This is a genomic window from Aliarcobacter lanthieri (genome assembly GCF_013201625.1).
Classification (GTDB): Bacteria; Campylobacterota; Campylobacteria; order Campylobacterales; family Arcobacteraceae; genus Aliarcobacter; species Aliarcobacter lanthieri.
Window position 1 is genome coordinate 396,767 of record NZ_CP053839.1, and the last position, 13,591, is coordinate 410,357.

Genomic DNA, 13,591 nt, shown 5'->3' on the forward strand with positions numbered 1-13,591 from the left:
AAAATATTATAATCAATACTTAGTATTATTAACAACGATTTTTTTAATTTATTAGTATTAGTTTTTATTCTAGTAGTATTTTAAAGGATATATATGTCTTCAAATGAAACAATTTTTCAATTTTGTGATAATCAAAGTAAAATGATTTTTCCATTAGATAAAATTGAAACAAATATTTATAATAAAAAAGTAGTTGATTCAGTCTATTTTATAAAAGCAAATTTATATTTACAAGATGATGTTATTGTGCAATCAAGTTCAAAGGTTGATGGAATATTATTAGATTTTAATCTTATAGGAAATGTAAGTTATAAATCAAAAATACATAATTATGGATTTTCAACAACTAATAACAAAACTGATATAGAACTAATAAAAGAAGAAAATACAGAATCAAAAGCAAAAAAAGGGGAAGTAAATAAAATATCATTGATTGTAAAAAAAGATTTTTTATCTAATAACTTACCATTAAATAAGAAAAGTGAATATATATTAAATTCTTTAGAAAAAAATAGTTGTCAAGAGCTTCTAAAAAGTAAATCTACAAATTTTTTAACAAATAAGATTTTAAATCAACTTTATAATTGTGATATGTATGATGGAAATTTAGGAGATATTTTTTTACAATCAAAAGCTTTAGAATTACTTTACTATGAATTCTCAGAGTTGTTTAAAGATGAAAAAGTAGTTAAAAATAATATTGTAAAATTTGATGAAAAGGATATCCAAGCTTTATATAAGGCAAAAGAGTTGATTTTATCTTTAGGAGAAGATTATACTATATCAACTTTATCTAAAAAAGTTGCACTTAATGAATTTAAATTAAAAACAGGATTTAAAAAATATTTTAATACAAGCCCTGGAAACTTGCTAATTGAACAAAAAATGCTAAAAGCAAAAGAGTTGCTTGAAAGAGGAGATTATAATATCAATGAAGTTTCAAATATACTTGGATATAAATATCAACAAAGTTTTACTGCTACATTTACAAAATATTTTGGGTTTAATCCAAAATATATTATGAAAATAAATAGATATTACTACTAATATATAAATAAAAAATTTATATTATAGATAGAATTTTTTTTTAAGTTTTAATATTATACTATACCCCCTATGGTATATAAAATACTAAAAAGGATTAAAATGGCATATTGTTGTGATGTAGAAAGAAAAAAACTACAAAATAGAATAAATAGGATTCATGGGCAAATTCATTCCCTAAAAAATAAATTCAATGATGAAAAGTTTCATTTAGATTCAGATCCTTATGAGACAATTCGACAGCTAACAGCAATAAAAGGAGCAGTTACTGGAATGATTGCTTCTTATGTAGAGCATTATGCAAAAGGACATATGATTGAACAAATAAAAAATGGAAGTCAAGCTGATGCAGAAGCCCAAATAGATAATTTACTTGAAATTATAAAAGTATATGGAAAATAGGAAAAAATATGGCAAATTGTAATTTTGGTTTAAATGACCATAAACCGTTTTTAGTTAAAGAGGTAAATCATAACCATCATCATGAACATCACCATCATGAACATTCTCATGAGAAACATAGTCATTGTGATGGGCATCATCATGAACACGGTCATTCTCATGATCATAGAGGAACAGATAAAAAAGTTTTGAAATGGGCTTTAGGAATAACTTTAATAACAATGTTTTTAGAGTTTTTTTATGGATTTTTATCAAATTCTTTAGCGCTTGTTTCAGATGCAATACATATGTTTACACACTCTTTTGCTTTGATTATTTCTCTTGTTGCTATAATAATTGCTAGTAAAGTTGCACCAATTTCTAAAACATTTGGATATTATAGAATAGAAGTTTTAGCTGCTTTTATAAATGGAATCACAATAATTTTATCAATAATTTGGATAGTTTATGAAGCATACGAAAGATTTATTGAACCACAAATAATAGATATAAAAATGGCTATGATAGTGGCAATTATTGGTCTTATTATAAATATTATTACAGGTATTATTTTGATGCAAGGAGATAAAAATAATATAAATTTAAAATCAGCATTTGTTCATATGTTAAGTGATGCTTTATCTTCTGTTGCAATTATTATAGGATATGTTATTATTTATTATACTTCTTGGTATTTTATAGATATTATTTTAGCTGTTATAGTTGCTGTTGTTATTTTAAAGTGGGCTATTGATATATTAAAAAATTCTATAAATACTTTACTTGAGAGCTCACCAGTTGATATTAATGAAGTGAAAAATTTTATAGAAAAAAATGATAAAGTTTTAGAACTTCACGATATACATATTTGGGAGATAACTCAAGATATGTATAATATGACTGCACATGTAAAAATAGATAAAAAAGATTTGGAAAATTATGAAGATATTTTACATAAAATAAATCATAATCTAAAAAATAAATTTAAAATAGTTCATACCACTTTTCAGTTTGAATGGTAAATAAGGGTTTAAACCCTTATTTATACTAAATTAAAACTCATATTTTAAAGCAAATCTATAATCTCTTCCCATTTCATGCCTAAATTGATTTGTTGCATTTGAAAGTGTTGTATGTTTTCCATAATCTTTATTTGTTAGGTTATTAATACTTGCAAAAAGTATTAGGTTATTTAGAACCTTATATTTTGCATTTATATCGTGTGTTGTGTAACCACTTCTTATAATTGGGTCATTTATTCCTGAAACGGCATTTAAAGTATAATCAATAAAAAGATTATTTATAGGTTCAACTCCAATATTCCAAACAAATTTCTCACTATCATAAGCACCAACCCTTCTTAAAGTGATTGACTCATCAACTCCTGCAACTAAACCTGAATCATCTTTAATCGTATTTGTTTTGATTTTTGTAAATCCTAAATATGTTTGAAAAATATTATAAGCATAAGATAGTTTTAGTTCATAACCTTTTGATTCAAATTCGCTTGAACTATTGAAGATATTTTGTATAGTTCTTCCACCTTCTCCACTTCCACCATTTGTAGCTTCTGCAATGATTAAATCTTTTATTTTTGTTTTAAAAATATTTGCATTAAAAGATATATAATCATCAGTTGCGAAAATTCCATTTTTATCATATTTATATCCAGCTTCATATCTTGTAGATTTCTCAGCTTTTAAATCATCTGAATATGTTCTATCTTTATGTATTTGTGTTAGCCATGTGAATGGTATAATTCCACCCATCCTACTTGCTTTTCCATAATTTGCATAAATTAAAGAGTTAGGAGTAATTTCATAATCAAGTCCAATATTTGGTGAAAAACTATCATCACTTGTTTTTCCAAGTCCAGTTTCAAACTCATAATCATCAAATCTTAAACCATAATCAACTCCCAAAGAGCCAATTTGAGTTCTATTTTGAATAAATAAAGCTTTGTTTTGAGTTTTTACTGGAGAGTATTTTGTGATAGCAATATCCAAATTATGCGGATCAAAACTACCCTTTCCATCTTCTTTTGAGTAATCAACTCCAAGAGAAACTCTATTTTTTGTAGAAGCTATATCAAAATCAAAGTGATTTTGTACTTTTAGTCCAAAAGTATCATTTTTATACTCTTTGTCATTTGTTTTTCTATCTATTTTTACTTCACTAAAGTTTAAGTTTGTTTCCAAATTTATCAAATTATTTGGATTATAATTATGATTTAAAGCATAGTTTGTTGTAGTCATAATAATATGTTCAAGTAGTGATGGATCTGTAGCTAAAGCAACATCACTTCCTGCTCTTCCCCATTGATAAATCCCATTGTTTTCATTTTGGCTAAGAGTTACTCTTAAATCATTATTTTTTGCATTAAGTAAACTTAATTTGAATAGATAATCTCTATCTTTATAGGCAGTTGCTAAAACTTTTTCTCCTGCACCATTTTTATAGTTTTCACTATTTACTCCACTAATACTTAAGATTGCTCCTAAGCTTTCATTAAAAACTGAATATGCAGTTGCACTTCCTATTTTTTGTTCAGCATTTGTGTTGTAACCAGCTTTAAAAACAGTACCATATTTTCTATCTCCTTGTATAAAATCCTGTGCATCTTTTGTAGTCATCTGTATACTTCCACCCAAAGCAGAACCTTTTGAAGCATCAGGAGAAGTTTTTATATTTACAACTTTTAATAAATCTGGATTTACTCCTAACTCATTTCCTCTGTGTTGAAACATATTTTTACCCTGTTTAGCCCCATCTAAAGAGATGTTGAAATTTGAACTTTCTAATCCTCTTAAATATACTCTTTGTGCATTTTTTGCTCCACCACCAGTATCAGTTGAAGAATTTTTTTCAAACAAATCAAAAAAAGAGTTTGCTTGATTTTGTTCTATTTTTTCCAAATCTATATTCATAGAGTTTGTTTTTAACTCTTTTTTCTCTTCAACTATTATCTCATCAAGTATAGTTGTTTGTGCTAAAAGTAAGCTAGGAAGGAAAAAAGTTGTTAGGATAATTTTGTTCTTATCATTAATTTTCATAATTTACCTTTTATAATAAAATATTATGCAACTAAGTTGCAAAAATGAAATAGTATTTAATTGCAACTTAGTTGCATCTTAAAGATTTCAGTTTTATTGGTAAGTTTTTTTGATATAATCGGCAAAAATTTATATAAAGAGCAAATATGATAGATATAAAATTACTTCAAAAAGATTTTGATTATGTAGTAACATCTTTAAAGAAGAAAGGTGTTGATAATGAACTTTTAAATAGTTTAAATACTTTGGCACAAAATACAAAAGATAAAAGACAAACTATGGAAGAGGTTACAGCAGAGCAAAATATCTTATCAAAAGAGTTTGGAAGATATAAAAAAGAAAATATTGATATTAGAGAACTTCAAGAAAAAATCAATAGTTTAAAAACTAAAAAACAAGAACTTGAAGATGAGGTTAAAGTTTTAGAAGAAGAACTTAATGCTATTATTTTAGGAGTTCCAAATTTACCAGATGATAGTGTTCCTTTTGGAGCTGATGAAAATGAAAATGTTATTTTAGAAGTTGTTGGACAAAAGCCAAATTTCTCTTTTACTCCTAAAGAACATTGGGATTTAGAGTGTGATTGGTTGGATTTTCAAAGAGGTGTAAAACTAGCAAAATCAAGATTTACAGCACTTAAAAGTGATGGTGCAAGATTAGAAAGAGCTTTGATAAATTATATGCTTGATTTTAATAGACAAAGAGGGTTTAATGAGTGGTATGTCCCTTTTATGGCAAATTCTAATGCTCTTTTAGGAACGGGACAATTACCAAAATTTTCAGATGATTTATTTAAAATTGAAGGTGAAGATTTATATCTTATTCCAACTGCTGAAGTTAGCCTTACAAATCTTTATAATGATGAGATAATATCAAAAGATGAGTTACCACTTTTACTTACATCATATACTCCTTGTTTTAGAAAAGAAGCAGGAAGTGCAGGGCGAGATACAAGAGGACTTATAAGACAACATCAATTTGATAAAGTAGAGATGGTTGCTATTACTTCACAAGAACAATCAGATGAAATTTTTGAAAAAATGGTACAGTGCGCAAGTGATTTATTATCTAGTCTTGGACTTTGTCATCAAAAGGTACAACTTTGTAGTGGAGATTTAGGATTTAGTGCAGCAGTAACTATTGATTTAGAAGTTTGGTTACCTGGACAAAATAAGTTTAGAGAGATTTCAAGTATTTCAAATACAAGAGATTTTCAAGCAAGACGAGCAAAAATAAGATATAAAGATGATAAAAAAAATATTTTAGCACATACTTTAAATGGCTCAAGTTTAGCTGTAGGAAGAACACTAGTGGCTATCATGGAAAACTATCAAAATGAAGATGGAAGCGTTACTATTCCAGAAGTTCTAAAAAAATATATGTAAATATTGAGATTTTTATCTCAATATAATAGTTTAAAATAAATCATGAAATAAAATTGAAATTTTTTTTTGGGGGGGGGAAGGAAGACAGGAGAGCTATCTTCCTTTTATATTAGGTCTTAAAAAAATATAAGTTTTATACATAAACCTAATATTGAACAGAACGACCTTTGAAAGAGATTTTACCAAATTGCTACATTTTTTAACTAAGGAGAGATAAGTTATGGGTAAAATCTCTTGATCAATGAAATCTTACAACTTCTAAACTTAAAATTTGCTATGTTATTGCTACTTTTCTAAGAAAAAAGTGAAATTTAGTAAAATTTACTTTACAAAAACCTTTGTATCGAATAATTTTCCATCTACAAAAACTTCAAAATAACCTTTATTTGGTATATTTTCATGTTTGAAAGTTAATTCTATTCCAAAAGCTTTTTTATTTAAGTTATTATATAAAATATATTCATCAACTAATTTACCTTCAATTCCACTTAGTTTTGTACTAACTTTTGTATTTTTTGTGTAATTTCCAATAATAGCAACTTTTGAAATTATCTCACCTTTATTTATATAGCTAAAATTTGTATTGATTTTATGTTGTACATTTTCACCTTTGCCATCACTTGTAAATAGTGCTACTAGAAAAGCTTTTTGAATTTCACTATTTGCTAATACTGAACTTACAAGTAGAAGAACAAAGAGATATCTTTTCATATTATAAAGATTCAGGTTTTCCTATATGGAAACCTTGTGCGCAAGTAATTCCAATATTTTTAATTGTTTCAAGTATTTGATCATCTGAAACAAATTCAGCAACAGTTTTTATACCAATTCTTCTAGCAAAGCTTACTATTGTTTCTACAATAATTCTATGTTTTTCATCTTGAACTATATTTTTTATTAAAGAACCATCTATTTTTATATAATCAACATCTAGTCGTAAAATATGTTCAAAATTTGAATAACCTGTTCCAAAGTCATCTATTGCTATTTTTGCATCTAAAGATTTTATTTGATTAATAAAATTTATAACTTCATTATAGTTCTCAATACCTTCTGATTCTAATATTTCAAAAGTAACTCTTGAAGCTGTATTTGTATCTTGAATAGTTTTTAATATAAATTCAACAGTACTAGTATCTTTTATATCATCTATACTAAGATTTATTGAAAAATTTTCATCTCGATTTTGGAAAGTTTTACAAGCTTCTTGTACAACTTTTTTAGTAATACTAGAATAAAGTCTTATTTTCTTAGAAAATTTTAGGAATTTAAATGGAGGTATTAAATTACCTTCACTATCAATCATTCTAACAAGAGATTCATAAGCATAAATTTCACCATTCTCAATATTTAATAAGGGTTGATAATAACAAACAATTCTATCCTCTAAAATTGCATCTTTTATTTGTGCTGCTAACTCTATATTTTCTTTATATCTTTCTTCAATATTATGGCTTTCATCATAAACACATATATGATTATCTGAAGATTTTGCATTATTCACCGCAATATCAGCTTTTGTTAGAAGATTGTCATTACTTTTTGCAATTCCTACTGAGAAACTTATTAAAATTGATTTATCTTCTATATAAAAAGGTTCATCATCAAGTAAATTTAATATATTTTTTGCTTCATTTTGTAAATCTTCTATTGATTTTTCATCAAAAAATAAAATAGCAAATTCATCACCATCTATTCTATAAGTATTATATTTTTGTTTTATAAATCTTGAAGCAATATCTTTTAATATTTCATCAGCATTATTTGTACCAAAAAAGTCATTTACCTCTTTAAAATCATCAATATTAAAAACTAAACAAGAAGTTGGTTTTTTTTCTAAAATATCAATAATTATTTTATGTCTATTTGGAAGAGATGTTAATTGATCAAAATACATAAGATGATTGTTCTTTTCTTTTAGCAAAGTCTCCTCAGTAATATCTCTTGCACTACCTATAACTCCGACTAATTTATTATTTTTATCAAAAAAAGGAGCTTTATTGACTTGAAGATAAGTCATTTTACCTTTTATATTACCATACTCTAAAAACTTTGTTGGTTTCATTGTTTGTAGAGTTTCTTTATCTGTATTTTTACACAATTCCCCAAAAGTGTGCCAATCCATTTTATCTCTATGTTTTTCTCTTTCCCTATTAGCAAAAAACATATCAGTCTTTCCTATAACTTCCTTTGGAGTAGTCATAAGTAAATCTCTACATACAGCACTATTTGCATAAAGATATCTCCCCTTTAAATCTTTAATCCATAGCATATCAGGTGAGTTTTTCGAAATGAGTTTTAGAAGAGTTTTCGGTTTTAAGCTAATTTTATTCATATAATATTACCTTGTATTGAAAATAAGTAAACATTATAACAAATCAAACAAATAGAAAACTTACAAAATTCTTCTATTTTTAAATGATAAGATTATTACTAGCCCTATAATTATTAATACTATATATACAAAGTTTGGAATTATTATTGGATCTCCTGCTGCATAAGAGTGTTTACCACTTAAAAAATAGTTTACACCAAAATAAGTCATAATTATACTAAGGTATGCAATTACAGATAAAACACTTAAAATATAATCATCTATTGCATTTTTAATATATTTTAAATGAATTATTATTACATAAACAATTATAGAAATAAGTGTCCATGTTTCTTTTGGATCCCAAGCCCAATATCTTCCCCATGACTCATTTGCCCAAATTCCACCTAAAAAGTTTCCAATAACTAAAAGGATGATTCCAATTAAAATAGATATTTCATTTATTTTTGAAGACTCTTTTATACTAAGTAAAATTCTAAAAAACTTTTCATTTTCATATTTTGGATTTGCACAAATATATAGAATCAATGTGAAAAAACCAAGTAAAGCACTAAGTGCTAAAAAACCATAACTAGCTGTTATGACACTTACATGGATTGTAAGCCAATATGATTTTAAAACAGGTTGTAAAGTAGTAATTTGAGGTTCTAACCAACTTAAATGTGCAACAAAAAGTGTAATTCCACTTAAAATAGCTGTACAACTAAGAGCTAAATTAGATTGTTTTGAAAATATTATACCAGATATTAAAATAGCCCATGAAATATATATCATTGATTCATAACCATTTGTCCATGGAGCATGACCAGCTACATACCATCTTAAAGATAAACCAAAAGTATGTAAAATAAAAGAAATAATTAAAATAAAGAAAATTATCTTTGTTATTTTTCCTATATTTATATTGCTATTTATTATATTTATAAAGACGATGCAAAGAAGAAGCAGTCCTAAAATGAGATAAATAGGCATTAATCTTTCGAATATATCAAGATAATTTAAAAGTAATTCTACTTCTATTTTTAATTCACTTGGAATAATATTTGAAGCTATACCTCTTTGATAGTCTTTTATCTCAAGAAGATAATTGTTTGCTTTATCCCAATTATTAGAAAGTAATGAAAAATAGTAATTCTTTATTAGACTATTTATTTCGATAGCTTGTTCATTATCATAAGATGTTGCTTCTTGTATATTTAACCATTTGTTATTTAAACTATTTTTTTGTGGAAATACTTTAAAAAAATCTCCATTAAAAAGAGCATAAGATATATTGATTGCTTCATCGATTTTTATAAGTTCTTTATCATAATTTGTTCTATTTGAATTAGTTTTATTATTGCTATTTTCTATTTCATAGGCTAGTTTATAAGTTCCATATTTTGTATAAACATCATCAAAAGAGAATAAAAATTCTTCTTCTGGTATATCTAAAAGTTTTTTAATAGATATATCTTTTACTTTAAATATTTTAACTTTTCTCCAAATTTCAGGATACATCATCATACTTATAAAAAATTGTGTTTCATTTAGATTTTTTATTTGATTTTTATTTGTAGTTTTATTTAAAATTTCAATTGCTAAGGAGCTAATTGGTTTTATCCGCCCTTGATAATCTTGAACTAAAAGAGAAGATAAATTTTTACTATGATTTTTATCAATATTATAAATCTTTTCTATATCTGCACTTAAAACATTTCTTGGTAAAAATATAAATAAGCAAAGTATAAATATAGATATATTCTGTTTCATTTTATATAGACTTTTAATCTCCTCTAAAGAATATTTCTTATTTATAAGTTTTGAAAATCTACTATTTTTTATAAATAATGTAAGAATAAGCCCAAAGAAAAGTAAAGAGTAGCCAATGTATGTTGGTATTTTGCCTGGGTCTTTATTTACTGATAATATTGTTCCACTTTCATCCATTTTATATGAAGATTGAAAAAATCTATAGCCTTTATAATCTAAAACATTATTCATAAAAATTGTATATTCAAATGAACTATTTTCTTCTTTATCATAGACTTTTATATGACTTGAATATGTTGATGGAGAGTTAGAACCAGGGTATCTTTCAAGTACAAAGTCATTTAATAAAATAGAAAAAGGTAATGTTATCTCTTTTGCACCCCATAAAATTTCAATTTTTTTATTTTCAATATTTAATACTTGAGGAACTCCATTTGAAGAATTTGATTTTTTATAAAGTGGAATTTGTGATATTTTATTATCAAATTCTAAATCTACAATAACAGCACTAATTTGAAACTCTTTATCTAAGAAATTGTCATTTTGAATAACTTGTATTTTTCCATTGGTTAAAGCATCATATATTTTAAATTGTGTTTGTCCAATTTTATATATTTTATTCTTTTCAATTAATGTTTGTTTATTTGCTTCAATAGTTTTTTGACTTTCTAAATCATTTGAATAAATTGTTATTGGTAGATTTGAATTTAAAAAGAAGTGATTATTTATTGTTTCAAAGTTTATTGTTGGTTTATTTGAATTTTCTATTTTATTATTTAGTGTAAAATTTAGGAATGTTGTATTTAGTTGTTCTTTATCTTCTAAAATTATATTTTTAGTACCCATAACTTCAGATAAAATAATATCCATTAATATTTTTCCATCATTGTGAGGAGTCAATTTTTCAACTGCATTACTAATAAAACTATTATATTTTATATTTAAAGGTTTATCATTTATTGTTGTTTTATATTTAAAATCTGTTTGATTTAAAGGAGTCATCATAACTATTTGTTCAAAATACTCTTCATTTGTTTCATTACTAATTTTTATTTGTATATATTCATCTGTTGAATAAACTTTATTTTCTATAGTTCCTTCATCAATTGTCATAACAGCTTCATATCCAAGATATCTAGTCATTGCAGAACCTATAAAAATAAAAATTATAGAAATGTGTATAAAAAAAGTAAAAAATTTATCTTTTTTATACATTTTAAAAATGATGATATGGATTACAATGCCAATAGTTAAAATAAGCATGATAAGTTCAAACCAAGTTTGTCCATATACAAATGATTTTGCACCTAATACTCCAAAATCATTTTCAACAAAAGTAGCAACAGCTAAGGCTAATGCCATAAATATTAAAAAAGTTATCATCATTGGCATAGCAAAAAGATTTTTTAAAAAATTAGTCATTTATTCTCTTTAAAGAAATCAAGAGAAGATTTTTCTTCTCTTAATTTTTAATATGAAGTTTTAGTTTCTATACCTTCTCTACTTTTTGGATTTAAAAGCCCTTTTTCTTCAGCTTCTTTTTTCCATTCTTGTAAAATTGTATTTGTAAACTCTTTTTTCTCTTCAATTAATTTTTCCATTGGTAAACCAATCAACTCTTGAGCTTGTTTTTTATCAGTTATCTTAGGTGCTACATAATCAGTTGCTCCATATTTAGCTAGAACTTTAGCTAGTTTTATTCTAGCATTTGCTGCTTTTTCAATAGCAGTTCCTAATGTTTTTAAAGTTTCTTCTGGTGCATGGAAAAATGCTGAGTGTGAAGCAGCTACAAAATCCCATCTCCATTGAGCATGTCTAATATCAGTTAATATATCTTTCATCTCTTCTGGTTTTGCACCTAATTCCCAAGCTTTTCCAGCTTCTAAGTGAGCTGCCACAAGTTGTTCTAAAGCTCTTTGGTTTAGATCATCTTTTCTTATTTTTTTATCTTGAATATTTGCTAATAATGATTTTTCACTAACTCTATGACAATTCATACAAGTTTTGTCCATATTTTCTAAAGGATTACCGATTTTATGATCAGTATATTTTATACCACCTTCTTGTGTATATGGCATGTGACAATCTGCACATGATACATTGTTTCTCCCATGAGCACCTGTTTTCCATGTTTCATATTCTGGATGTTGAGCTTTTAGCATTGGAGTTTTAGAAACTTGATGTACCCAATCACTAAATTCAATATTATCATAATACTTTTCCATATCTTCAACAGTAGTTCCCTCTGCCCAAGGAAGTGTTACAGCCATTGCAAACTTACCATTTTCTAAAGGAGTTTTTTTGAAATAATATTCAACGTGACATTGTGCACAAACTAAAGTTCTCATATCTTGTTGCGTTGCAGTTTCAAAAGTAGGGCTTTTACCTTCAGCTTTTAATGCATCATTTAAGTAGCTTCTTCCAATTTGAAGTTCCATAGTTTTAGGATTGTGACAATCTACACAACCAACAGGATTTACAATATCTGCCCCATATTTTGCCCATTTTCCAGTAAAATACTCTAAATTACCTTGCTCATCCATAATTCTTGGAACATCAGGAGATTTACATGTCCAACAGGCGCTTGGTAGTGGACCACTTTCTTTATCTACTGGTGCAGCTGTTCTTAAAGAGTTACTTACATCATCAATAGCATAAAAATGCCCTCTTGGAGCATTATAATCTTTTGAGAATGGATAACCAGCCCATAAAACAACCATTTCAGGATGAGCTTTTAACATATCATCAATTTGATCAGAGTTTTTTGTTTGTTTCCATGAATCAGTTTCTCTTGGATAGTATTTTCTAAATTCTTCACTTTTTGTTTCCCATTTTTTTTCAATTTGTGGAACTGCTAAAAGTTGTTCTTTTTCAGCTTTTTTCTCATTAATTGAAGCCAGTAATACTGACATTAATCCTATTGCAATAATTGAAATTGCAAATAAAAATTTATACTTTTTCATAATTGTCCTCCTACTTATTATTTTAAGTGTTCTTTTATCCCCAAGTTATATGGAGTTGAAGTTAAACTTCTAACTTTTCCATGAGGGACATATTTGTGGCAATTCCAACATTTTCTACTATTATCAAAGTTATTACTATTGTGATAAAAACTTGAATTCTTTTCCACAGTTTCACTCACACTACTATGACATCTAATACAGTTTGCCTGTACACGTTCTGCTGCATTATCACTTATTCTAATATTGTTTTTGTAAGTATTTAGTGTAAAAGCAACTGAATGGTTCCATCCATCTATTGCTTTAGCTGTGTACTTAGCTAACTCGTCACCTACAGGAAGATGACAATCTACACATTTAGCTACATTTTTATGTGAGCTATTATCCCATGTTTTATAAGCTGAATGCATAACATGACAGTTGATACAGGCTTTTGGGTCACTAGAAAGATATGATAACATAGAAGAAGCATACACTGTGTAAATAAATAATCCAGTAGCAATTAGTGTACTTATAATTGCTCCATAGATTATTATTTTTTTATTTTTTTCCATCGTATATCCTTATCTAATAGATATGATTCATTATATAATAGTTAACATTTGATTAATCTTAATAAAGTGCCATTTTATGGTATGTGAAGGTAGAATAGTAAAAAGTATTTTACTATTCTAATAATAA

Annotated in this window: 10 protein-coding genes; 4 read left to right on the forward strand and 6 right to left on the reverse strand. The window is 26.1% G+C overall.

Going from position 1 to position 13,591, the window contains the following annotated elements:
- Positions 1-93: 93 nt before the first annotated feature.
- From ALANTH_RS01980 to ALANTH_RS01990, 3 genes are all read left to right on the forward strand, one after another.
- Positions 94-1,047, forward strand: coding sequence for a helix-turn-helix transcriptional regulator (locus ALANTH_RS01980; protein ID WP_026807330.1), 954 nt, complete (start codon positions 94-96; stop codon positions 1,045-1,047).
- A gap of 99 nt (positions 1,048-1,146) precedes the next feature.
- Positions 1,147-1,446, forward strand: coding sequence for a metal/formaldehyde-sensitive transcriptional repressor (locus ALANTH_RS01985; RefSeq protein ID WP_026803184.1), 300 nt, complete (start codon positions 1,147-1,149; stop codon positions 1,444-1,446).
- Positions 1,447-1,454: 8 nt separating this feature from the next.
- Positions 1,455-2,447, forward strand: coding sequence for a cation diffusion facilitator family transporter (locus ALANTH_RS01990; protein WP_026807331.1), 993 nt, complete (start codon positions 1,455-1,457; stop codon positions 2,445-2,447).
- Positions 2,448-2,477: 30 nt separating this feature from the next.
- Here the strand turns inward: ALANTH_RS01990 and ALANTH_RS01995 are convergent, their stop codons facing one another.
- Complete coding sequence (locus tag ALANTH_RS01995; RefSeq protein WP_026807332.1) at positions 2,478-4,478, reverse strand: TonB-dependent receptor domain-containing protein; 2,001 nt, start codon at positions 4,476-4,478, stop codon at positions 2,478-2,480.
- Between the two features lie 146 nt (positions 4,479-4,624).
- Here ALANTH_RS01995 and serS point away from each other — a divergent pair, with 146 nt between their 5' ends.
- A complete protein-coding gene (gene serS, locus ALANTH_RS02000; protein WP_026807333.1) occupies positions 4,625-5,863 on the forward strand; it encodes a serine--tRNA ligase in 1,239 nt (412 codons plus the stop codon).
- Positions 5,864-6,184: 321 nt separating this feature from the next.
- Here the strand turns inward: serS and ALANTH_RS02005 are convergent, their stop codons facing one another.
- The 5 genes from ALANTH_RS02005 to nrfH are packed head-to-tail and all read right to left on the reverse strand — an operon-like array spanning position 6,185 to position 13,464.
- Positions 6,185-6,574, reverse strand: a complete 390-nt coding sequence (locus tag ALANTH_RS02005) for a hypothetical protein (RefSeq protein WP_026807334.1) — start codon at positions 6,572-6,574, stop codon at positions 6,185-6,187.
- A gap of 1 nt (position 6,575) precedes the next feature.
- The gene (locus ALANTH_RS02010; protein ID WP_026807335.1) at positions 6,576-8,198 is read right to left on the reverse strand and encodes a sensor domain-containing protein; all 1,623 of its coding nucleotides are present in this window, start codon (positions 8,196-8,198) and stop codon (positions 6,576-6,578) included.
- Between the two features lie 60 nt (positions 8,199-8,258).
- On the reverse strand, positions 8,259-11,372 hold the full coding sequence (locus tag ALANTH_RS02015; RefSeq protein ID WP_029888279.1) for a cytochrome c biogenesis protein: 3,114 nt from the start codon (positions 11,370-11,372) through the stop codon (positions 8,259-8,261).
- A gap of 47 nt (positions 11,373-11,419) precedes the next feature.
- Entirely contained in the window at positions 11,420-12,913 is a 1,494-nt protein-coding gene (gene nrfA / locus ALANTH_RS02020) for an ammonia-forming cytochrome c nitrite reductase (RefSeq protein ID WP_026807337.1), read from the reverse strand.
- A 17-nt stretch (positions 12,914-12,930) separates the two neighbouring features.
- Positions 12,931-13,464 carry a cytochrome c nitrite reductase small subunit gene (gene nrfH, locus ALANTH_RS02025; protein ID WP_026807338.1) on the reverse strand — a complete coding sequence of 178 codons (534 nt, stop codon included), beginning with the start codon at positions 13,462-13,464 and terminating at the stop codon, positions 12,931-12,933.
- Positions 13,465-13,591: the final 127 nt, after the last annotated feature.

Bases quoted from the DNA above. Each gene is read 5' to 3' on its own strand.
- ALANTH_RS01980 (WP_026807330.1), top strand. From the start codon at position 94: ATGTCTTCAAATGAAACAATTTTTCAATTTTGTGATAATCAAAGTAAA.
- ALANTH_RS01985 (WP_026803184.1), top strand. From the start codon at position 1,147: ATGGCATATTGTTGTGATGTAGAAAGAAAAAAACTACAAAATAGAATA.
- ALANTH_RS01990 (WP_026807331.1), top strand. From the start codon at position 1,455: ATGGCAAATTGTAATTTTGGTTTAAATGACCATAAACCGTTTTTAGTT.
- ALANTH_RS01995 (WP_026807332.1), bottom strand. From the start codon at position 4,478: ATGAAAATTAATGATAAGAACAAAATTATCCTAACAACTTTTTTCCTT.
- serS (WP_026807333.1), top strand. From the start codon at position 4,625: ATGATAGATATAAAATTACTTCAAAAAGATTTTGATTATGTAGTAACA.
- ALANTH_RS02005 (WP_026807334.1), bottom strand. From the start codon at position 6,574: ATGAAAAGATATCTCTTTGTTCTTCTACTTGTAAGTTCAGTATTAGCA.
- ALANTH_RS02010 (WP_026807335.1), bottom strand. From the start codon at position 8,198: ATGAATAAAATTAGCTTAAAACCGAAAACTCTTCTAAAACTCATTTCG.
- ALANTH_RS02015 (WP_029888279.1), bottom strand. From the start codon at position 11,372: ATGACTAATTTTTTAAAAAATCTTTTTGCTATGCCAATGATGATAACT.
- nrfA (WP_026807337.1), bottom strand. From the start codon at position 12,913: ATGAAAAAGTATAAATTTTTATTTGCAATTTCAATTATTGCAATAGGA.
- nrfH (WP_026807338.1), bottom strand. From the start codon at position 13,464: ATGGAAAAAAATAAAAAAATAATAATCTATGGAGCAATTATAAGTACA.